At 68.3% G+C, this 20,785-nt stretch carries 17 protein-coding genes; 5 read left to right on the top strand and 12 right to left on the bottom strand.

The window, feature by feature from the left end:
* Nucleotides 1-10 precede the first annotated feature (10 nt).
* On the top strand, nucleotides 11-2,863 hold the full coding sequence (locus M5E06_RS28135; protein ID WP_252141082.1) for an ATP-binding cassette domain-containing protein: 2,853 nt from the start codon (nucleotides 11-13) through the stop codon (nucleotides 2,861-2,863).
* Between the two features lie 24 nt (nucleotides 2,864-2,887).
* On the opposite strand, the gene M5E06_RS28130 is transcribed toward M5E06_RS28135, so the two are convergent.
* Entirely contained in the window at nucleotides 2,888-3,841 is a 954-nt protein-coding gene (locus tag M5E06_RS28130) for an exonuclease domain-containing protein (protein ID WP_252141081.1), read from the bottom strand.
* Nucleotides 3,842-4,146: 305 nt separating this feature from the next.
* Here M5E06_RS28130 and M5E06_RS28125 point away from each other — a divergent pair, with 305 nt between their 5' ends.
* Nucleotides 4,147-5,100 carry a DMT family transporter gene (locus M5E06_RS28125; protein WP_252141080.1) on the top strand — a complete coding sequence of 318 codons (954 nt, stop codon included), beginning with the start codon at nucleotides 4,147-4,149 and terminating at the stop codon, nucleotides 5,098-5,100.
* Nucleotides 5,101-5,113: 13 nt separating this feature from the next.
* Here M5E06_RS28125 and M5E06_RS28120 read toward each other — a convergent pair whose 3' ends face one another.
* Nucleotides 5,114-6,832, bottom strand: coding sequence for a VTT domain-containing protein (locus M5E06_RS28120; protein WP_353654373.1), 1,719 nt, complete (start codon nucleotides 6,830-6,832; stop codon nucleotides 5,114-5,116).
* A 276-nt stretch (nucleotides 6,833-7,108) separates the two neighbouring features.
* Between M5E06_RS28120 and M5E06_RS28115 the strand changes: the two genes are divergently transcribed.
* The gene (locus tag M5E06_RS28115) at nucleotides 7,109-8,287 is read left to right on the top strand and encodes an acyl-CoA dehydrogenase (protein WP_109155213.1); all 1,179 of its coding nucleotides are present in this window, start codon (nucleotides 7,109-7,111) and stop codon (nucleotides 8,285-8,287) included.
* A gap of 180 nt (nucleotides 8,288-8,467) precedes the next feature.
* Here the strand turns inward: M5E06_RS28115 and M5E06_RS28110 are convergent, their stop codons facing one another.
* The 7 genes from M5E06_RS28110 to ald form a co-directional block, all read right to left on the bottom strand.
* A complete protein-coding gene (locus M5E06_RS28110; protein ID WP_252141079.1) occupies nucleotides 8,468-10,141 on the bottom strand; it encodes a methyl-accepting chemotaxis protein in 1,674 nt (557 codons plus the stop codon).
* A 366-nt stretch (nucleotides 10,142-10,507) separates the two neighbouring features.
* A complete protein-coding gene (locus M5E06_RS28105) occupies nucleotides 10,508-10,861 on the bottom strand; it encodes a DUF6867 family protein (protein WP_252141078.1) in 354 nt (117 codons plus the stop codon).
* Nucleotide 10,862: 1 nt separating this feature from the next.
* Nucleotides 10,863-11,573, bottom strand: a complete 711-nt coding sequence (locus tag M5E06_RS28100; RefSeq protein WP_042696422.1) for an ABC transporter ATP-binding protein — start codon at nucleotides 11,571-11,573, stop codon at nucleotides 10,863-10,865.
* Between the two features lie 3 nt (nucleotides 11,574-11,576).
* On the bottom strand, nucleotides 11,577-12,488 hold the full coding sequence (locus tag M5E06_RS28095) for an ABC transporter ATP-binding protein (protein WP_252141077.1): 912 nt from the start codon (nucleotides 12,486-12,488) through the stop codon (nucleotides 11,577-11,579).
* Complete coding sequence (gene livM / locus M5E06_RS28090) at nucleotides 12,485-13,981, bottom strand: high-affinity branched-chain amino acid ABC transporter permease LivM (RefSeq protein WP_252141076.1); 1,497 nt, start codon at nucleotides 13,979-13,981, stop codon at nucleotides 12,485-12,487. The genes M5E06_RS28095 and livM overlap by 4 nt, the downstream gene beginning before the upstream one ends.
* Nucleotides 13,982-13,986: 5 nt before the next feature.
* Complete coding sequence (locus M5E06_RS28085) at nucleotides 13,987-14,892, bottom strand: branched-chain amino acid ABC transporter permease (protein ID WP_085092041.1); 906 nt, start codon at nucleotides 14,890-14,892, stop codon at nucleotides 13,987-13,989.
* Between the two features lie 764 nt (nucleotides 14,893-15,656).
* Complete coding sequence (ald, locus tag M5E06_RS28080; RefSeq protein ID WP_252141075.1) at nucleotides 15,657-16,781, bottom strand: alanine dehydrogenase; 1,125 nt, start codon at nucleotides 16,779-16,781, stop codon at nucleotides 15,657-15,659.
* A gap of 206 nt (nucleotides 16,782-16,987) precedes the next feature.
* On the opposite strand from ald, the gene M5E06_RS28075 reads away from it, so the two are divergent.
* Together M5E06_RS28075 and rnk are read left to right on the top strand one after the other, a co-directional pair.
* A complete protein-coding gene (locus M5E06_RS28075; RefSeq protein WP_252141074.1) occupies nucleotides 16,988-17,467 on the top strand; it encodes an Lrp/AsnC family transcriptional regulator in 480 nt (159 codons plus the stop codon).
* A 412-nt stretch (nucleotides 17,468-17,879) separates the two neighbouring features.
* Nucleotides 17,880-18,302: a nucleoside diphosphate kinase regulator gene (gene rnk / locus M5E06_RS28070; protein WP_252141073.1), complete on the top strand. Its 423-nt coding sequence runs from the start codon at nucleotides 17,880-17,882 to the stop codon at nucleotides 18,300-18,302.
* Between the two features lie 125 nt (nucleotides 18,303-18,427).
* On the opposite strand, the gene M5E06_RS28065 is transcribed toward rnk, so the two are convergent.
* The 3 genes from M5E06_RS28065 to M5E06_RS28055 all read right to left on the bottom strand — a co-directional run bounded on the left by M5E06_RS28065 (nucleotide 18,428) and on the right by M5E06_RS28055 (nucleotide 20,772).
* Nucleotides 18,428-19,603, bottom strand: a complete 1,176-nt coding sequence (locus M5E06_RS28065; protein WP_252141072.1) for a DNA polymerase IV — start codon at nucleotides 19,601-19,603, stop codon at nucleotides 18,428-18,430.
* Between the two features lie 71 nt (nucleotides 19,604-19,674).
* Entirely contained in the window at nucleotides 19,675-19,995 is a 321-nt protein-coding gene (locus tag M5E06_RS28060; RefSeq protein ID WP_252141071.1) for a hypothetical protein, read from the bottom strand.
* 39 nt (nucleotides 19,996-20,034) lie between these two features.
* Nucleotides 20,035-20,772, bottom strand: a complete 738-nt coding sequence (locus tag M5E06_RS28055; RefSeq protein ID WP_252141070.1) for a response regulator transcription factor — start codon at nucleotides 20,770-20,772, stop codon at nucleotides 20,035-20,037.
* Nucleotides 20,773-20,785: the final 13 nt, after the last annotated feature.

The raw sequence follows: 20,785 nt of genomic DNA, 5'->3' as shown, positions 1-20,785 counted from the left end.
TGAGCCGCCGATGACGACCGCAGCCGAAGCCGCCCTGCCGGCATCCGACAGTCAAGAGGTGACCGGCGCTCCGGTCATCGCCTTCCAGCAGCCGGCGGTGGCGCTGGAGCCGGCGGGGGCGGTCTGGTTCCTGGAGGAGGGCGAGGCCGACATCTTCGCCGTCGCTGCCATGGGCGCCAACGCCGGCTCGCGCCTGTTCCTCGGCCGCCTGCCGGCGGGCAGCCTGCTGGTCGGCATCGACGCCTTCATGCAGGAGCTGATCGCGGTTCCGGCGGCCGGGTCGCGGCTGGAGGCCGTCGCCGACCCGCTGGAGGAGATCGAGCCGGACGCCCTGCTGGCCGGGATGGAAGCGTGGTCGTCCACCCTGATTTCCGGCATCGCCACCATCCTCTGGCATCCGGAGCGCATCGACCGGCAGGCCCGCAGCGGCGCGGCGGTCGAGCTGTCGGACGGGCAGCTGGTGATGGTGCAGGAAGCCGGATTGTGGTGCGCGGTGCCCGCCCCCGGCGCCCTGCTGCTGGAGCAGGAGATCATCCAGGGCATCATGCCGCTGCCGCCGCGCGCGTGGCTGAAGGCGACGGGGCCGATGCGCATCGTCTTCGGCCGCCGGCCCCTGCCGCGCGACCTGCCCGCCGCGCTGACCGGCATCCATGCGCTGACCGCGGCCTGCGGCGAAATGCTGATGGGCGCCCGCGGTCTGGCCGAAGCCGACGAGGCCGGGCGGCTGTCGCTGCGCGGCGCGCGCGAGGCGGAGGAGGGCGAGCGCTTCGTCCATCTGGCCGGGCGCCTGCTCGACCATGCCCGCAAGCCGCCGGCGCCGGCGGACGGCGGCCATCACGATCCGCTGTTCACGGCGATGAGCGCGGTCGCCGCCCGCACCAACCCCCGCCTGCGGCTGCGCCGGCCGACTTTGCTGCGCGAGCGCGACCTCGACGTGCAGCCGACGATGGAGGAGATCGCCCGCGCCTCCGGCCAGCACATGCGGCCGGTGACGCTGACGGAAGGCTGGTGGCGCCGTCCGCTGGGTCCGCTGGTTGGTGCGACGCTGGAGGGCCGACCGGTGGCGCTGCTGCCGAAGGGGCGCGGCTATGAGCTGGTGGCCGGCGAGGACGCCAAGCCGGTCCGCATCACCGCGCCGGTCGCCGCCGGGCTGTCGCCGTCGGCCTGGACCATGGTCGAGCCGCTGCCCGACCGGCCGCAGACCGTCGGGTCGCTGATGCGCTTCGTCCGCACCCCGCCATCCTTCTGGCTGCTGACGCTGGCGGTGGCGGCGCTGGGCGCGCTGCTCGGCCTCGCCAGCCCGTTCGGGATGAAATTCGCCTTCTCGTCGCTGGTGCCGGCACGCGACCATGGCGGCCTGCTGGAGCTTGGCATCCTGCTGGGCTGCGTCGCCGCGGTCACGCTGGTGATCCAGCTCGTCGGCGAGGTGACTCGGCAGAGCATGCAGACCATGCGCGAGGCCGGGCTGCATGCCGGCCTGTGGGACCGGGTGCTGCGGCTGCCGATGCCGGTGCTGCGCCAGCATTCGGCCGGCGACATGGCGGCGCGGGTGGGGATGGCGATGGCCCTGCCGCTGGCCGCCCAGGGCTTCACCGTCGCCGGCATCGGCACCGGCGCGGTGCTGGCCGCCAGCATCTTCGCGATGGCGTCCTTCCATGGCGCCGGCGCGGTGGTGGCGGTGCTGGCGCTGGCGGTGCAGCTGGGGCTGGCGGTCCTGTCGGCGGTGCTGCGGGCGCGGGTCTACAAGGTGGGCGAGGCGCTGAGCGGGCAGGCCGATTCCCTGGCGATGCAGTTCCTGACCGGCATCGCCAAGCTGCGTCTGGCCGCCGCCGAGCATTGGGCGCTGACCCATTGGTCGGAGCGCTTCATCGGCATGCGCGAGAAGCGCATGGAGGTGCAGGAGATCGAGGGGCGGATGGCGGCGGTCAACTCCGCCCTGCCGGTGCTGGCGATGGCGGCGCTGTTCCTGGTCTTTCATTCCGCCGGGACCGACAGCGCCAGCATCGTCGCGATGATGACCGCCTATATGATCGCCAACGGGGCGGCGGCGGCGCTGGGCGACGGGTTCGGCGCCTTCTATCAGGTTTACGCCGCCCGCGCCTTCGCCGATCCGGTTCTGCAATGCGCGCCGGAGCCGGCGCTGGGACGGATCGACCCCGGCCGGCTGTCCGGCCAGATCGCGGTCAGCGGGCTGTACTTCAATTACGCCCAGGCCGAGACGCCGGTGTTCGCCAACCTGAACCTGTCCATCGCCGCCGGCGAGTATGTGGCGATCCTCGGCCGGTCGGGCTGCGGCAAGTCCACGCTCGTCCGGATTCTGCTGGGGCTGGAGCGGCCACGGGTGGGCAGCGTCACCTATGACGGCAACGATCTGTCCTCGCTCGATCTGGGGCTGTTGCGGCGGCGGGTCGGCACCGTGCTGCAGGGGGCGCAGCTGCCGCCGGGCGCGCTGATCGACGTGGTCCGCGGCCTGAGCGACGCGACCGAGGCGGAAATCTGGGACGCGCTGGCGGCGTCGGCCATCGCCGATGAAATCCGGGCGATGCCGCTGGGCGTGCGCACCCCCATCGCCGATGCCTCGCGCACGCTGTCGGGCGGGCAGGTGCAGCGGCTGCTGCTGGCCCGCGCGCTGGTGACCAAGCCCGATGTGCTGATCCTCGACGAGGCGACCAGCGCGCTGGACAACGCCACCCAAGCGGCGACCATCCGCACCCTGACTTCGCTGGACTGCACCCGGATTGTCATTGCCCACCGGCTGGAAACCATCCGCGGCGCCGACCGTATCCTGATTTTGGACGGCGGCCGCGTCGCCCATGCCGGCCGTTTCGCCGACCTGCAGGCCCGCGGACTGCTGGGCGCGTAGCGCATTTCCGCGTGTCGATCGGCGTCAGCCGCGCTTTCCGGCGCGGGACGCCGTCACCATGGCGAAGAACTGCGCCTCGTCGATGATGTCGGGTTTGCCGTACTTGGCCCGCCGGGCGGCGGCGGTGTCCAGCTTGGTGGCGCCGGGGGCGTGGCCGACGACGAGATAGTCGGTGTCCTTGCGGACGCTGGGATGCCAGCTTCCGCCCAGCGCCAGGATGCGGGCCATCACCGCGTCCCGCGACAGGCCGGTCAGTTCGCCGGTGACGGCGAAGGCATGACCGCCGATGCCGTGCGTGATGGGAGCGGCCGATGGCCGGACCACCGGCGGCGGGTCGATCTGGTTGGTCGGTGCCAGATGGGGAACCGCCAGCATCTCGGCGCTGCCGAGGATCATCTTCTGGAACAGACGGCTGGTGATCTCGGCATCGACGAAGGCGCCGTGGAAGCGGGCCCGGATGCCGACATCGATGCCGAACAGGGTCGCCACCGCATCGAGCGACGCGCGCCCGGCCACCTGCGCCCTGGCATGTTGCCCCCTTGCATATTGCATCGTGCAGACCGACTGGCCCGGCGTCCAGGGAAGGCCGCAGAGCCGGAATTCATGGCGCAGGAAGTCGATGTCGAAGCCGACATTGTGGCCGACCAGCACCGCGCCGTCGAGGAAGTCGCGAACGTCCTGGGCGACGCTGTGGAAGGGATCCTGGTGGCGCAGCAGGTGATCCGGCAGCCCGTGCACCCTCAGCGCATGCGGGTTCGACTTGCGGCCGGGATTGAAGATGAGGCTGAGACAGCGGCCGGTCGGCGTCGCCTCCGCCAGTTCGATGGCGGCGAAGCTGACCATGCGGTCGCCGCCGGCCGGCGACAGTCCGGTGGTCTCGCAGTCGACGACGACGAAACGACGGGCGGAGGTCTGCGTCCGGGCGGCTTTCGCCGCTGCCGCCGGACGGGCACGCACTGCATCGAACAAACGGCTCATGACCTCTCGCCCCGGGGGCAGGACGGCCCTGCCACGTCAAACACGCGCCGACTATAGGCGGGTGCGCCACCGCAGGTCGAGAGTCCGTGCCGTCGCAGGGCCGGCCGCCGGACGGTCGCCGATCCGCGGCCGATCCCGCCTCTTTCGCCCCCGGCGCGCAATCGGCTTGGGGGGACGCATAGCCGATATGACGTGACGGTCGGCTGAACCGGCTCAGTGATTCGGCAGGCCGCCTGTCATGGTGGCATTTATCCGCCGGTGACGTTCGGTGGAGTCATGGTCGAATCAAACGAGGAAGGTGTCGTGTGACACGGAGCCGGTGGCATTCGCATCATACCGGGAAGGTCTTTCCAACGGCCTCCGGAACCGGAACCGGAACTGGAACCGGGCCGGGCCTGACGGTCTATGCGCAGCTTGCCGGGATCGTCCTGTTCTGGGGCGCCAACTGGCCGCTGATGAAGCTGGCGCTGGTCGACATCGGGCCGCTCGCCTTCTGTGCCGTGCGGCTGTTCGGAACCGCGCTCAGCGTCGCGGTGCTGGCGCCGATCCTGCGCTTTCCCCTGCTGCCCCAACGCGGCGAGCGGCTGATGCTCGCGGTCGTCGGCCTGCTGCAGGTCGCCGGCATGATGGGGCTGAGCAACATCGGGCTGCAGTTCGTCTCGCCGGGGCGGGCGTCGGTGCTCGCCTACACCATGCAGATGTGGGCCTTGCCGCTCGGCCTGCTGCTGCTGGGCGAGCGGATCACCGGGCGCCGCGCCGCGTCGGCGGGGCTGACCTTCGCCGGGGTGGTCGTCTTCTTCAACCCGGTGCTGGTGGATTGGAACGACGCCAACGCGCTGATTGGCAACGGCCTGCTCATCGGCTGCGCGCTCAGCTGGGCGCTGGGGGCGACGCTGTACCGCCGGCGGGTCTGGCGCACGCCCTTCTGGACCCAGACCTTCTGGCAGATCGCCGCCAGCGCGCTGGTGATGGTGCCGCTGGCGCTGTCCACCGAATACGGGCACCCGATCCACTGGTCGGGCTCCCTGCTGGCGGTCGTCGCCTACAACTGCCTGATCGCCACCGGGCTTTGCTATTGGTGGTGGGGCAAGGCGCTGTCGGTGATGCCGGCCAGCCAGGCCGGGCAGATCGTCTGTCTGGTGCCGATCACGGCGCTGCTGTTGAGCGCGATCTTCTACCACGAGCCGCTGAGCGCGGGCGTGCTGGCCAGCGTGGCGATGATCGCCGGCGGCATCGTCCTGTCGGCGCGGGCACGCTGAGCGGCTGTGGTCGTCAGTTGGAGGCGGGATAGAGCGGCAGCAAATTCTGCTGGCGGCGCTGGTAGCGGACCAGTTCCAGCGCGCTCAGCGGTCGGGCACCCTGCGCCCGGCAGGCGGCGGCGACCTCGAACATCAGCGCCTGCTGGTGGAACAGGGTGGCGTAGGCGTCGCCCAGCCGGAATTCCGGATCCCACATGTGGATGGCCTCCGCCCCGGCGCCGTTGACCTCGATGATGCGGAAATCCTCGCCCACCGCCAGCCGCTCCACCGAGGCGAAGCGCACGTCGAAACGGCCGAAATGGAAGCCCGGCATCTCGTCGGCGATCTCGTCGAAGCGGGCGGTCAGCGTCGCCGTGACATGGCCGCAGGCGTCCTTGTAGAGGCCGCCGACCCGGCTGCTGCCGACCAGCGACAGCCGAACCGTGCGGCCCGCCTCCGGCACCTCGTCCAGCCGGTCGGCCAGCGCCTCGTGATGCAGCTCGGCCTTCCAGGAGGCGCGCGGATCGGCGGCGATCAGCTGGCGCAGGGTGGAGCGGCCATCGCCGACCACATGCGGGTAATAGCGGAAGGTCATGGAGAAGATGCGCCCGTGCCGCTCCCCCGGTTTGCGGACGTAGAAGATGCCGGCCTCGCCGGCGTAAGGCACATGCTCCTGCAGGATCAGCCGGACGTCGGCCGGGAAGCCGCGGAGATAGGCGTGGAGATCGGCGCTGTCGCGCACCAGACGCACGCCGATGCCGCGCCAGCCGATGTCGGGCTTGGCGACCAGCGGGAAGGACAGGCCGGCGCCCGAGGCCAGCGAATCCAACTGGGCCGGGGTCAGCGACGGGCGGTTGACCAGGGCGACGGATTGCGCGGCCCAGCGGCGCGCCGCCGGCCCGATCAGGTCCATGCAGGCGATCTTCGATTCGCCCAGCAGGCCGCCGGCCTCGATCGACGGGTTGGCGGCGGTCGGCAGGGTCAGGCTGCGGTGGCGGACGCCGAGAGCGAACCACTGCGCCACCAGCGGGATGTAGAACAGCAGCGGCGGAATGCGCTCCGCCCAGCCGATGGTGGGGGCACCGGCCGGCACTACCGGCAGGCCGGGCAGGGCGATGGCGCGCGGGGTCGGGCTGCCGTGCAGCGCATCGCGCAGGGCGGCGGGCAGATGCGGCTCCACCTTCGCCCGGACGCGGGCGAACAGGCTGCGGGCGATGGTCTGGGCGCGCCGCGTGCGCAGGAGCATCAGCGCCGCCGCGCAGCCGATGCCGATCACCTGCACCTGCACCGCCGCCGACTCCAGCGAGGAGGTCATCAGCGTCAGCAGCAGCCCGACATGGACGCCGGCGGTCGCCAGGGTGATGGCGACGAAGCGCAGGAACGGCACCCGCATCACGCCGCAGGCGAAATAGGTGGGGAACAAGACGCCGGGCACCAGCCGGCAAGTCACCAGCGTCGGCAGCAGGTTCTTCTGCAATGCGTTGCGGCAGCGCTCAAGCATCGGCCCTTCGGTCCGCCGCCGGATCCAGGTGACCCGCAGCGACAATAGTCCGAGGATATAAATGAACAGGTCGCCGGCAACGATCCCACACAGTAGCGTGAAGGCGGTCACGCCAATGCTGACGGTGCCGACGCTGACAAGGCTCGCACCCGCTGCAATCGCAACGTCTTCGTGCAAAAGTGTCAGCAAAGCAAGGCCCAGCAAGAGGGGAAAACCAGCGAGGGCGGTTATTGGTTGCAATGCAGCAAACACGGGCGGGCTGTCCGTTGGAATCGGGGCGGCAAGGATGCCACCGGCAAAATTGCATAGGAAAAGGTAAGCTTCACGTTAAAACTTTTGTAGAACCGTGCGACATAGAGACTGTTTCCTTTAGGCCATATCGAAACGGTATGACCATGATAGAAAATATGTGTTTGCAGCTATGGCGCTGGCGCGGCACAGTGCGTCCCAATGAAGACCGGCCAATCGGTGACCGGCGGGCGAAGCGCCAGACGACACGACCCAGACGATACGACCAGGAGACGCACCGTGCAGAGCATCCAGTGGGACGACGCCTTTCTCCTTGAAGCCCAGCTGACCGAGGATGAGAAGCTGGTGCGCGACAGCGCCCGCGCCTACTGCCAGGACCGGCTGCAGCCGCGCGTCATCTCCGCCTTCCGCGAGGAGCGGTTCGACCGCGAGATCATGACCGAGATGGGCGAACTGGGCCTGCTGGGCCCGACCATCCCGGAGGAGTACGGCGGGCCGGGCGTCAGCCATGTCGCCTACGGGCTGGTCGCCCGCGAGGTGGAGCGGGTGGACAGCGGTTATCGCTCGGCGATGTCGGTGCAGTCCTCGCTGGTCATGCACCCGATCTACGCCTATGGCAGCGAGGAGCAGAAGAAGAAGTGGCTGCCGCGTCTGGCCACCGGCGAGCTGGTCGGCTGCTTCGGCCTGACCGAGCCGGACCACGGCTCCGACCCCAACGGCATGAAGACCCGCGCCACCAAGGTCGACGGCGGCTATCTGCTGTCGGGCTCCAAGATGTGGATCACCAACTCCCCCATCGCCGACCTCGCCGTCGTCTGGGCGAAGTCGGACGCCCATGACAACAAGATCAAGGGCTTCGTGGTGGAGCGCGGGACCAAGGGCTTCTCGACCCCGAAGATCGAGGGCAAGCTGTCGCTGCGCGCCTCGGTCACCGGCGAGATCGTTCTGGACGAGGCGTTCGTGCCCGACGAGAACCTGCTGCCCAACGTGTCGGGCCTGGGCGGTCCGTTCGGCTGCCTGAACAAGGCGCGCTACGGCATCGCCTGGGGCGTGATGGGTGCGGCGGAGTTCTGCTGGCACGCCGCCCGCCAGTACACGCTGGACCGCAAGCAGTTCGGCCGCCCGCTGGCCCAGACCCAGCTGGTGCAGAAGAAGCTGGCTGACATGATGACGGAGATCACGCTGGGCCTGCAGGCCTGCCTGCGCGTCGGCCGCATGATGGACGACGGCAGCTGGTCGCCGGAGGCGATCTCGCTGATCAAGCGCAACAACTGCGGCAAGGCCCTGGACATCGCCCGCGTCGCCCGCGACATGCATGGCGGCAACGGCATCTCCGAGGAGTTCCAGGTCATCCGCCACATGGTGAACCTGGAGACGGTGAACACCTACGAAGGCACCCACGACGTCCACGCCCTGATCCTGGGCCGGGCGCAGACGGGCCTGCAGGCGTTCTCGTAAGGTCACTTTGGTAAGGTAGCGATTTCCCTCTCCCGTCCCGGGAGAGGGAGGGGCCCACCGTGAAGCGGTGGGAGGGTGAGGGGTGAACCGAGAATCGGTGTGGTTGCGGATTCTCGGACTACCCCTCACCCTCCCCACTCCGTGGGTCCCCTCCCTCTCCCGGGGCGGGAGAGGGCGTTTTCAGGTTCCGGTCGCCTGCTGGCGCACCTCCGTCAGGAAGCGCTCGACCTCGGCGGCCAGCGCGCGGGTCTGGCCGGACAGGCCGCGGGCGGCGTCCTGCACGCCCAGCGCCGTGCTGCCGGCGCTCTCCGCCGTGTGGGCCAGCGCGGCGATGGTCGCCGATACGTCCTGGGTGCCGAGCGCCGCCATCTCCACCGCCCTCGCGATCTCCTGGGTGGCGGAGTTCTGTTCCTGCACCGACTGGGTGATGGTGCCGGAAATGCCGTCGATCTCGGTGATGGTGCTGCCGATGGCGCCGATGGCGTCGGCGGCCTCGCGGGTCACCGACTGCATGGCGTTGACCTGGGCGGCGATCTCGTCGGTGGCCTTGGCGGTCTGGTCGGCCAGCCCCTTCACCTCCGTCGCCACGACTGCAAAGCCTTTTCCGGCCTCCCCGGCGCGGGCGGCCTCGATGGTGGCGTTCAGCGCCAGGAGGTTGGTCTGCTTGGCGATGGCATGGATCAGCCCGACCACCTGGCCGATGCGCTCGGCGTTGGCGATCAGGCCCTGGACGGTGGCGTTGGTGCGGTCGGCATGGGACACCGCCTCGCCGGCGATGCGGGCGGAATGGCCGACCTGTTCGGTGATGCCGCCGATGGAGCTGGCGAGTTCGGTCGCGGCGGCCGCGGCGGAGCGGACGTTGGACTGGATGTCGTCGGATTCGCGGGCGACGTTGCGGGTCTGGCTGGACGCCTCGCCCACCACCATCGCCATGCGGTCGGCGCTGTCAGCCATGCCGGACGCCGACTCGGCGATGCCCTCCACCAGACGCTTCACCGTGCCCTGGAAGCGGTCGGCGAGGTCGAGCAGGGCGGCGCGCTTGGCCTCCTCCGCCCTGGCGTCGGCTTCGGCCTGGGCGGCGTGCATGCGGGCGATGGCGCGGGCGTTGTCGCGGAAGACGGTGACCGAGCCGGCCATGGCGCCGATCTCGTCGGAGCGGCCGTCGCCGGGCACCTCGACGGCGGTGTCGCCGTCGGCCAGCTTCGCCATCGCCGCCGACATGGCGCGCAGCGGGCGGATGACGATGCGGCCGAGCAGGACGTTCAGCAGGGCGATCTGCACCACCAGCGCGATCAGGCAGATGGCGATCTGGTTGCGCATCTGGGTGGCGATGGCGTCGATCTGCTGGTCCAGGCTCCAGGCGATCTGCAGGGCGCCGACCAGCCGGTTGCTCTTGCCGGTCACCACCGGCACGGTCACGACGATGTGGCCGTTGGCCGAGCGGGTCTGCGCCCCCTTGCCGGCCAGAACCGCCTCGATCAGGTCCTTGTCGGCCTTCAGGTCGTACTTGGCGAAGCGCGGGTTGGAGAAATCGGCCAGCGTGTCCGACGCCGTCGCGGCGCGCAGCGAGGCGAGTTGCACCTCGTGGCTGTCGGCCAGCGGCATGAACTCCGTCTCGATGGAGGCGCCGTCGCTGGCGATGAAGCTGGTCTTGGTGGCGTTCGCCAGCATGTCCGTCTTGACGCGGGCGTCGTGCGTGGCCAGCCGCACCGCGTCGTCATACTGCATCTTGGCCTGCAGCCCCATGATGACGATGAAGCCGCCGACGATGGCCGCCACGAAGGCCGCCGTCACCTTCCGCCCGACGCTCCAGAACCGTCGCGGCCGGGATGCGGCCGCCTTGTCCACTGCCATGCTCTTGCCCTTCCCATGCCGCCTTCGCGTCGCATCGACCGTCAAGGCATGACGGATCAGCCGCCGGAATGACCGGCGTTCGCTGTCGAAGCGTCAACGAATTGCAAAATTTAAATGGTATTGTAACGGAACGTCATGGTCTGCGCCATGATCTTCTTCTCTGACTTTCGGATGGTTGCCGATTGTCACAGCAATACTGAAGTCTCGGCCGACGCGGCCAAAGTGAAGGCGGCGCCGTTGCCTGGACGAAACGGCGCCTTTCTATGTCGGATATATCGCTAATCCGGCTTCTGTTCTTTTGGTTGTGCGTTATGCTGGGGTGTCCGGGTCCTCCATGGGAACCGGAACACCCCAGGTTGCGGCATCTCAACCGCGGGCCGGCTTGCGCTCCCGCCAGCCGAACGGGCCGGCAGTCTCATAGAGCCACGGGTACTGGTTGACCATGCGCCTTGCGATGGCGATGCGATGCGCTGTCAGCGTGATGAGGCCGAGCACGACCGTGTGGACGATGAAGCCCCACGGCGCCAGCAGCTCCTCGCCGAACAGGCCCCAGGCCAGGAAGCGGTCGCCCACCCCCAGCAGCAGCGAATAGGCCAGCACGCTCGACACCGGCTTCCACCCCTCCGCCAGCGTCTGGCCGGTCAGCACGCCGCAGCCGCCGAACACCAGAAGCGTCAGGAACACGAACACCGGAACGGAAGAGCCAAGGATCGTTTCCATCTCAGTGACCCCCTTCCAGATAAGCCGAGCGAACCTCCGGGTCGGCCAGGAGCTGCGCCCCCGTCCCCGTCATCGTGATCTTCCCCGTCACCATCACATAGGCCCGGTGCGCCAGCTTCAGCGCGTGGAAGGCGTTCTGCTCGACCATGAACACCGTCATCTTCTGTTCCCGGTTGATCTCCTGGATCACCTGGAAGATCTGCTTCACGATCAGCGGCGCCAGACCAAGGCTCGGCTCGTCCAGCAGCAGCAGACGCGGCTGGCTCATCAGCGCCCGCCCGATCGCCAGCATCTGCTGCTCGCCGCCCGACATTGTGCCGGCGCGCTGGTTGATGCGCTCCTTCAAACGCGGGAACAGGGTCAGCACCCGCTCCAGCTCGCGGTCGAAGCTGCCGGGCTGGGCGACGATCGAGCCCATCTGCAGGTTCTCCAGCACCGTCATCCGCGGGAAGATGCGCCGGCCTTCCGGAGACTGCGCGATGCCGCGCCGCACGATCTCGTGGGTGGGGAGGTCAGTGATGTCCTCGCCCTCGAAGAACACCCGGCCCTGGCGGGCGCGCGGGCTGCCGCAGATCGTCATCAGCAGCGTCGACTTGCCCGCACCATTCGCGCCGATCAGCGAGACGATCTCGCCGGCGCCGATCTCGATGTCGATGCCCTTCAGCGCCTCGATGGCGCCGTAGAAGGTGTGGACGCCCGATACCTTCAACATGGCTCAGGCCCCCTTCTGGTTGGTGGTGGGGGCAAGATTGAGGTCCGAGGCGACCTCCGGCGGCAGGGCTTCGTCCTCGTCCTCGCCCAGATAGGCGCGGATCACCGCCGGGTCGTTCTTCACATGCTCCGGATCGCCGTCGGAAATCTTCCGGCCATAGTCCAGCACCACCACATGGTCGGAAATGCGCATCACCACGCTCATGTCATGCTCGATCAGCAGAACGCCGGTCCGGTGGCCCTGCGGGGTCTGCACATCACGGATGAAGGTCAGGATCTCGGCCAGCTCGCCCGACTCGCGCGGGTTCAGGCCGGCCGCCGGTTCGTCCAGGCACAGCAGCACCGGCTCGGTGCACATGGCCCGCGCGATCTCCAGCCGGCGCTGGGCGCCATAGGGCAGGTTGCCGGCCTCCCAGTCGGCGAACTCGGTCAGGCGAACCCGGTCCAGCCAGTATTTCGCCAGCTCCACCGCCTCGTGCTCGGCCTTGCGGAAGCCGGGCAGGCCGAGAAGGCCGCCGATGGCGAAGCCCGACGCCCGCATCAGCTTGTTGTGCTGGGCGACGATCAGGTTCTCCAGAACGCTCATGCCGCTGAACAGCCGGATGTTCTGGAAGGTGCGCGCCACCCCGGCCAGCTGGGCGATGCGGTAGCCCGGCATCCGCTCCAGCAGGAACTCCTTGCCCTGCGGGTGGCGCAGCGTCAGCCGGCCGACGGTGGGCGTGTAGAAGCCGGTGACGCAGTTGAACAGCGTCGTCTTGCCGGCGCCGTTCGGGCCGATCAGCGCGGTGATCTCGCCCGCCCGCGCCTCGAAGGACACGTCGTTGTTCGCCACCAGACCGCCGAAACGCATGGTCAGGTGTTCGACGCTGAGAAGCGGCTTGTCGGTCATCGTGGTGTGGGGCATCACGGCGCTCATTTCGCGGCTCCCGCGGCGGGGTTCTTGCCGCCATGCAGGAGGATGGTCGGGTCGCGGTGGGCCAGCAGGCCGCGCGGACGCCACAGCATGATCACCACCATGCCGGCGCCGAACGCCAGCATGCGGTAGTCGGCCAGTTCGCGGAACGCCTCGGGCAGGCCGATCACCAGCAGCGTGGCCACCACCACGCCGATCTGGCTGCCCATGCCGCCCAGCACCACGATGGCCAGGATGATCGCCGACTCGATGAAGGTGAAGCTCTCCGGGCTGATGAAGCCCTGGCGCGTCGCGAAGAAGGAGCCGGCGAAGCCGCCGAACATCGCGGCGATGGCAAAGGCCGCCAGCTTCATGTTGGTGCGGTTGATGCCCAAGGACGCGCAGGCGATGTCGTCCTCGCGCAGAGCCTCCCAGGCCCGGCCCAGCGGCAGCTTGCGCACGCGCAGCGTGAACAGGTTCACCACCAGCGCCAGGGCCAGGATGAGGTAGTAGAGGAAGACGATGCGGTGCAGCGGCGAGTATTCCAGCCCGAACAGCTCGTGGAAGGCGGCCATGCCCTCGGCCGGGCTGCGGCTGAAGTCGGCGATGCCGAAGAAGCTCGGCCGCGGAATGCCGGAGATGCCGTTGGGGCCGCCGGTGAACTGGTACCAGTTGACCAGGATGATACGGATGATCTCGCCGAAGCCCAAGGTCACGATGGCGAAATAGTCGCCGCGCAGACGCAGCACCGGGAAGCCCAGCAGCACGCCCGAACAGGCGGCCAGCAGACCTGCCAGCGGCAGGCAGACCCAGAAGCTGAGGCCGAAGTAATGGGCGAGCAGCGCGTAGGAATAGGCGCCGACGGCGTAGAAGGCGACATAGCCGAGGTCGAGCAGGCCGGCCAGCCCGACGACGATGTTCAGGCCCCAGCCCAGCATGATGTAGGTCAGCAGCAGGATGCCGATGTCCAGCAGCATGCGGTCGGCCAGCGGCGTCATCGGCAGGATGGCGGCGAAGACCACGGCGACCGGGCCGATGTAGCGGCTGGCGTGCTGCACCTTGGCGGCGATGCGGTCCATCCGCTTGTCGCGGTCGGCCTGGCTCAGCTTGGAGCGGCCGGTGGCCACCGTCATGGCGGCGCGCAGAGCGATGACGCCGCCGCCCAGCACCAGGACCAGCCGCAGCACCTGGGTCGGCATCGGCAGCACCAGCCCGACGCCGGCGCAGATCAGCGCCAGGATCAGCACCGGCATCGCCATGCCCTGGCGGATCAGCCCGAGGCCGAGGCGGCCGAAGAAGACCAGGAGGAGGGAGGCGATCACCTCCTCCGGCCGGGCTTCGATGCCGAGGCCGGTGGGGCGGTCGACGGTGCGCAGGCCGACCAGCGGCACGGTCAGCAGCAGGGCGACGAAGGCGGCGAGGCCGGCGTCCTTGACGGTGGCGGCCCAATCGACGCCGGGGCGCTTGCCGTTGATGTGGTAATGGGGGTGCGATTGCGCGTGGGAAGGGGTGGTCATGGCGCTTACACCTTCTCGATCTCGGGCCGGCCGAGCAGGCCGGTGGGCCGGAAGATCAGGACGAGGACGAGGATGGAGAAGGTGGCGACGTCCTTCCATTCGGAGCCGACATAGCCGGACCAGAAGGCCTCGATCAGGCCGATGACCACGCCGCCGAGCATGGCGCCGGGCAGCGAGCCGACGCCGCCGAGCACCGCGGCGGTGAAGCTTTTCACGCCGGCGAGGAAGCCGATGTAGAAGTCGATGACGCCATAGATCAGCAGAACCATCATGCCGGCGACGGCGGCGAGAGCTGCGCCCATGACGAAGGTCAGCGAGATGACGCGGTCGACGTTGACGCCGAGCAGGCCGGCCATCTTCTTGTCCTGCTCGCAGGCGCGCTGGGCGCGTCCCAGCGAGGTGCGGTTGATCAGGATGGTGAAGCCGACCATCAGGACCAGGGTGATGATGATGGTGGCCAGCCGCACGTAGCTGACGGAGACGGCGCCGTCCATCAGGGTGAGGTTGCCGGGCAGGATGGGCTGCAGCGGCTTGGAGCGGGCGCCCTGGAGGATCTGGATGTAGTTCTGCAGGAAGATCGACATGCCGATGGCGGAGATCAGCGGCGCCAGCCGGGGCGAGGAGCGCAGGGGCCGGTAGGCGATGCGCTCGACCGTCCAGCCATAGACGCTGGTGAACAGCATGGAGGCGACCAGCATGATCAGCAGCGCCAGCGGCACCCAGGTGACGCCGAGCGCACCGATGGCCAGGAAGGTGATCAGCGCCACGAAGGCGCCGATCATGTAAATCTCGCCATGGGCGAAGTTGATCATGCCGATGATGCCGTACACCATCGTGTAGCCGATCGCGATCAGGCCGTAGATCGCCCCAAGCGACAAGCCGTTGATCAATTGCTGTATGAAATAATCCATCAGACAGGCTTCTCCCACTCTCCCAGGACACCGATTAGGCAGGCACGCGAGACTTGGTGCTCAAGACTTGAATTAAGCCGTGTGCGGCAGCGGAGTTCCGATCCGGATGAACGGGGGAGAACATCCAGGACCGAGGCAGGGGACGCTTGGAACCCCGCCGCCGCACCCGGTTCTTGCCGAAGCCCCGCCGGATGCGGGATCCGGCGGGGCTTCGGGCGAATTCGTTATCGGGGACCGCTGCGGGTCTGCGTCTGGCCAGTCTGAATGTGTCGGCTCGGAATCGTCCGGCGGCCCAAGGTCGGGCCTTCCGTCGTCCGGATATGCGACGACAGCGCGGGGGTGCTGTTCCGCACCCGAGCGGCGTTCCGTCGTTCGACCATAGCCAACAGCTCCCACTTGCGCGGCACGGCCGGCGGCCGTGGCGTCCCCACCGGCATCGCTGCCGGACATCCTGTTTGTGAATCTCGGCTCAGATCGGACGGAATGACCGCCCGGTCCGGACCAGTCGGCGAAAGGCGCCGCGCCTTACCCTGTTCAAAACTGTTCTTTGTCTTCGGCCCCGGCACTTAGGTGCCGGTTGCGTATGCTGTCAGTTTTCTTGACACAGACAGGTAATGCAACTTCATCAGTAGGCGCAACACTCTCTTTCCGCGGGCTGAAAAAAACAACAATCATTCTGAACCCATGGAGCTGTTCCGATGAAAATTTCTCGGATTTGTGTGTGCGGGAAACATCGTTCAGATCCTTGTCAACAGCTGTTCACATCATCCGCCGACCAGATCTCGGGGGTCGGTGAAGGGCTGTCCCAGGGCCTCGGCCACCGCCCGATAGGTCAGCCGGCCGGCCTGGACGTTCAGCCCGGCCAGCAGGTGCGGATCCTCGGCCAGCGCCCGTTTCCAGCCCTTGCCGGCCAGCGCCTGGACGAAGGGCAGGGTGGCGTGGTTCAGCGCCTCCGTGCTGGTGCGGGCGACCGCGCCCGGCATGTTGGCGACGCAGTAGTGGACGACACCGTCGACCACATAGGTCGGGTCGGAATGGGTGGTGGCGTGGCTGGTCTCGAAACAGCCGCCCTGGTCGATGGCGACGTCCACCAGCACCGACCCGCGGCGCATGCCGGCCAACTGGTCGCGGCGCACCAGCTTCGGTGCTGCGGCGCCCGGCACCAGCACGGCGCCGACCACCAGATCGGCGTCGGCGACCAGCCGGTCGAGCGTGTCGGCGGAGGCGTAGACCGTCTTCAGCCGCGGCCCGAACAGATCGTCGAGCTGGGCCAGCCGCGGCATCGACCGGTCGGCGATGGTGACGTCGGCGCCCAGCCCCATCGCCATGCGGGCGGCGTTGGTGCCGACCACGCCGCCGCCGATGACCAGCACCTTGCCGGGCAGCACGCCGGGCACGCCGCCGAGCAGAATGCCGGAGCCGCCGTTGCTCTTCTGCAAGGCGACGGCGCCGACCTGGATCGCCATGCGGCCGGCGATCTCCGACATCGGCGCCAGCAGCGGCAGGCGGCCGGCACGGTCGGTGACGGTTTCATAGGCGATGGCGGTGCAGCCGCTTTCCATCAGCAGCCGGGCCTGTTCGGGATCGGGGGCGAGGTGCAGGTAGGTGAACAGCACCTGATCCGGGCGCAGCCTGCGACATTCCGCCGGCTGCGGTTCCTTGACCTTCACGATAAGGTCGGCCTTCGCGAAGACCTCCTCGGCGGAGGCGGCGATCTCGGCCCCCGCCGCGCGGTAGGCTTCGTCGGAAAAGCCGATCTCGGCACCGGCGCCGCTCTGCACCAGCAGGGCATGACCGTCCGCCGCCAGTTCGCGGACCGAGGCCGGCGTCAGCCCGACGCGGTACTCGTGGTTCTTGATTTCCTTGGGAACGCCGATGCGCGTGACCATGCGAGAACTCCCCGATCCAAGCGCCTGACTCAGCCAATCTGGGCCGACCCGATCTGGTATCCGGGGAAACCATCGGTGTGGCGGATTGTCTCAGTAAAGTCACTATACGGCGGGCGGACGGAGAGAATCTCTGCAAAGCCTTGCATGAATCCCCCATAGTGTGGTGGAGCTTTCGCACGATCCGCCACGTTTTCGAATAAAGTTGCATGCACGCCCTGGACGCCCTGGACCACAAGATCCTGCGCCTTCTCCGCAAGGACGGCCGGATGAGCAACGCCAAGCTGGCGGCGGAGGTCGGGCTGTCGCCATCGGCCTGCCTGCGCCGCCTGCACATGCTGGAACATTCCGGCGTGATCCGCGGCTATACCGCCATCATCGAAACGGCGGACGAGGAGCGGTCGGTGACGGTCATCGTCCAGATCACGCTGGAACGGCAGACCGACGACTACCTGCGCCGCTTCGACGCCGCCGTCCGCCGCTGTCCGGAGGTGCGGGAATGCTTTCTGCTGTCGGGCAGTTCCGATTATCTGCTGCGGGTGGTGGCGCAGGACCCGTCCGATTACGACCGCATCTACAAGGACTCGCTGTCGCGCCTGCCGGGCGTGGTGCGTATCCAGTCGAGCTTCGCCATCCGCAGCGTGGTCCGGCCGGGCAGCCTGCCGGCGCTGGAGGAGTCCGCCGACTGACCGTTGAGGGAACGTCTTCCTCTTGCCCAAGAGGGCACGTTCGCTCAGGACGGGCCTGCTTCAGGGAGTGGAAGGGCCGCGTGCCACCGTCGTGATCGTGTAATCCTTGAATTCCGGAGCGAACCTGTCCAAGTTCGGGGAACCATGACACTGCCGCCCCGCCATATCCGTAACCTCCTACGTGCAGGCCGCGTTCACGCAGGCTCGCTCGCCCCGGATCTGGTCGCCTGAGGCAAGGCTCCCGGACCGTCCGGGGCCAACATCGTCTCCGAATCCAAGAGAGCCGCTCGAACCGCATCCATGCGGTCGCGGGTTTATCACGTGCAACCGCTGCATGACCGATGAGGCGCCCACCGGGGGGCGTCGCTTGGCAGTCGGTTGCGCATGCCGAGAAAAGCGAAGGAAGACCTTGATGCGTCCCGCAGACCAGTTTCCGCCCATCGTGCTGACCGCCACCGACCATGACCGCCTCTCGGCTCTGGTAGAGGCGGTTTCCGAGAGGTTGCCCGATGTATACGCGTACCTCACGGTCGAACTGGAGCGCGCTGCGGTGATCGATGCCGGCGAACTCGTGACGACGGTGGTCTCGATGGGCGCGCGCGTGGCGTTCCGGGATGAGGTAACCGGACAGGAGCGGACTGTCACCCTGGTTTATCCGGGTGATGCCGACCTCGCGGCCGGTCGGGTGTCGGTGCTGACCCCTATTGGCGCGGCCCTCATTGGCGTCGCGGAAGGACAGTCGATCACATGGTACACGCGCGAGGGCGAGGCGAAGACCCTTACCGTTTTGGCCGTCGAGCCTCCCATTGCAGGCGGGCGCGCCGTCGCCGCATGATCCGTGGTCGGAAGATTCCATCGCGGTGCACGCCCATCCTCCAGCCTTGCGACGGTGCTCCGGTTCGTGCCGTCTGATGGGAAATACAGCCCTGTGCCAAGGGCGCTGACCTTTCATGATCCCTCTCACCCGAACAGGTCGAGTTCCGGGTCGGGGGCGGTTTCCGGGTGGGTCAGGTCGGTGCAGCCGATGCCGATCAGGCGGAAGGCACGGCCGTCGACCTCGCGCTCCAGGAGGGCGATGCCGGCGGCGAGGATCGCCTCGGCCGACCGGGTCGGCTCCACCCGGCGGGAGCGGGTCAGCTGCTGGAAATCCTTGGTCTTCAGCTTCAGCACCACGCTGCGGCCGAGCAGCCCCTCGCGCTCCAGCCGGCGGGCGACCTTGTCGGCCAGCGGGCGCAATTCCTGTGCCAGGGCGGGCAGGGTGGTGACGTCCCAGTCGAAGGTCTCCTCCGACGAGATGCTCTTGCTCGGCGACTCAGGATGGACCCGGCGGGAATCCTCGCCGCGGGCGTAGCTGTAGAGCACCCGGCCCATGGCGCCGTAGCGCTTGACCAGCCAATGCTCGTCCTTGTCCTGCAGGTCGCCGACGCGGGTGATGCCGTCGGCGAACAGCTTGCGCTCCAGCGCCGGGCCGACGCCCCACAGGATGGTGACCCGCTTGGGCGCCAGGAAGGCCGCCGCCTCCGCCCGGCCCAGCGCGGAAAAGCCGCGCGGCTTGTCGAGGTCGGACGCGATCTTCGCCAGCAGCTTGTTGTAGCTGAGGCCGATGGAGGCGGTGATGCGCAGTTCGCGCTCGAAACGGCGGACGATTTCCACCAGCGCCTGGGCCGGGCTGATGCTGAGGCGCTCCTCCACGCCGGTGAGGTCGAGATAGGCCTCGTCGATGCTGATCGGCTCGACCAGGGGGGTGAAGGCCTCCATGATCGCGCGGGCCTGATGGCCGACCTCTTTGTACTTGGCGATGTTGGGGCGGATGATGGTGGCGTCGGGGCAGCGGTCCAGCGCCTCGCGGATCGTCATGGCGGAGCGGACGCCCGACATCCGCGCGACATAGCAGCAGGCGGCGACCACCCCGCGGTGGTCGTCGCCGCCGACGATCACCGGTCGGCTGGCCAGCTCCGGCCGGTCGCGCTTCTCCACGGTGGCATAGAAGCTGTCGCAGTCGATGTGACCGATGGACAGGCTGTGCAGCTCCGCATGGCGGAACAGCCGCCGGCTGCCGCATTTCGGGCAGCGCGTGACTTCGCCCGGCAGGGCGGCGGCGCAGTCGCGGCAGACGCTGTGCAGGGCGGCGGTCATGGTGGCGGCAGCTTAGCAAAGCGGCATGCGAACCGCCAGCTTATGCGTACAAAGGAAGAACGGGATGGTTGTCAGCGCGACGGCGACTTCGCCCGGTCGCCGGCGGCGATGCGCGAGGCGAGGGCCTGCAAGCTGCCCAGCAGCAGCTTCGCCATTGCCCAGTGGTAGAGGGCCGACCCTGCCAGGACCGCCAACAGCGCGCTCCAACCGCCGATCCAGCCGGCGAGCAGGGAAACGACAAGGGAGGCGGCGGCGGAGACGATCAACGCCACCAGGATCGTCAGCCCGTTGGCGCCGTTGATCCGGCCGAGGATCGCCGCCCGCTCCATCGCCGCGGCACCGAGCAGGACGACCAGCGACAGGGTCAGCGACAGGCTGAGCAGTATGACCATGGTGGCGCTCGGGTTGCAGTCAGTGGAAAGAAACGGGCATCACCGCAGCACATCCCCGCCCACCGCCAGCCGGCCGGCGACGACGGCGGCCTGGGTGCGGCTGACCACGTTCAGTTTGCGCAGGATGCTGGAGACGTGGACCTTCACCGTCTGCTCCGACACGTTCAGCTCGCCGGCGATCTGCTTGTTCAGCTTGCCGTCGACGATCATCGTCAGGATGCGCAGTTGCTGCGGCGACAGCGAGGCGAAGCGGCGGGCGGCATCGGTCTCGTCGGCTTCCGACGAGGCGGCGGACAGCGGCGGCGCCCAGGTTTCGCCCGACAGGATGGCGCGGATGGCGTCGGCCATCGCCGGCATCGACAGCGATTTCGGGATGTAGCCAGAGGCGCCATAGGCGAGCGCCCGGCGGATGGTGTCGGAATCCTGCAGGGCCGACAGGATGGCGACCGGCACGGTCGGGTGATGGGCCAGCATCAGGAACAGGCCGGCGAAGCCGTTGGTGCCGGGCATGTTGAGGTCGAGAAGAACGAGATCGATGTCGTCCGGCCGCCGCCCCACCGCGGTCATCACCGAGTCGAGGTCCGGGCATTCGATCACCCGCACCTCCGGCATCGCCTTGCCCAGCGCGTCGCGCAAGGCGGCCTGGACCAGCGGATGGTCGTCGCCGATGACGATCGTCGTTTCAGTGGTGGATTCAGCGGTCGTTTCAGTGGCCGCTTCTGTAGCCGTCGCCTGTCCGGACGCCGTTGGTTCGCTTACCGCGCTGTCCTCGCCCATGGTTTCCGCACTC

The sequence above is a fragment of the Azospirillum sp. A1-3 genome, from assembly GCF_023806445.1.
Classification (GTDB): domain Bacteria; phylum Pseudomonadota; class Alphaproteobacteria; order Azospirillales; family Azospirillaceae; genus Azospirillum.
Note: the sequence above shows the minus strand (reverse complement) of the source record. Positions and strands in the feature narration are given on the sequence as shown.

Coding starts and splice junctions, on each gene's coding strand:
- M5E06_RS28135 (WP_252141082.1), top strand. CDS start 11: ATGACGACCGCAGCCGAAGCCGCCCTGCCGGCATCCGACAGTCAAGAG.
- M5E06_RS28055 (WP_252141070.1), bottom strand. CDS start 20,772: ATGGGCGAGGACAGCGCGGTAAGCGAACCAACGGCGTCCGGACAGGCG.
- ald (WP_252141075.1), bottom strand. CDS start 16,781: ATGGTCACGCGCATCGGCGTTCCCAAGGAAATCAAGAACCACGAGTAC.
- rnk (WP_252141073.1), top strand. CDS start 17,880: ATGCGTCCCGCAGACCAGTTTCCGCCCATCGTGCTGACCGCCACCGAC.
- M5E06_RS28105 (WP_252141078.1), bottom strand. CDS start 10,861: ATGGAAACGATCCTTGGCTCTTCCGTTCCGGTGTTCGTGTTCCTGACG.
- M5E06_RS28095 (WP_252141077.1), bottom strand. CDS start 12,488: ATGAGCGCCGTGATGCCCCACACCACGATGACCGACAAGCCGCTTCTC.
- M5E06_RS28075 (WP_252141074.1), top strand. CDS start 16,988: ATGCACGCCCTGGACGCCCTGGACCACAAGATCCTGCGCCTTCTCCGC.
- M5E06_RS28100 (WP_042696422.1), bottom strand. CDS start 11,573: ATGTTGAAGGTATCGGGCGTCCACACCTTCTACGGCGCCATCGAGGCG.
- livM (WP_252141076.1), bottom strand. CDS start 13,981: ATGACCACCCCTTCCCACGCGCAATCGCACCCCCATTACCACATCAAC.
- M5E06_RS28110 (WP_252141079.1), bottom strand. CDS start 10,141: ATGGCAGTGGACAAGGCGGCCGCATCCCGGCCGCGACGGTTCTGGAGC.
- M5E06_RS28085 (WP_085092041.1), bottom strand. CDS start 14,892: ATGGATTATTTCATACAGCAATTGATCAACGGCTTGTCGCTTGGGGCG.
- M5E06_RS28130 (WP_252141081.1), bottom strand. CDS start 3,841: ATGAGCCGTTTGTTCGATGCAGTGCGTGCCCGTCCGGCGGCAGCGGCG.
- M5E06_RS28060 (WP_252141071.1), bottom strand. CDS start 19,995: ATGGTCATACTGCTCAGCCTGTCGCTGACCCTGTCGCTGGTCGTCCTG.
- M5E06_RS28065 (WP_252141072.1), bottom strand. CDS start 19,603: ATGACCGCCGCCCTGCACAGCGTCTGCCGCGACTGCGCCGCCGCCCTG.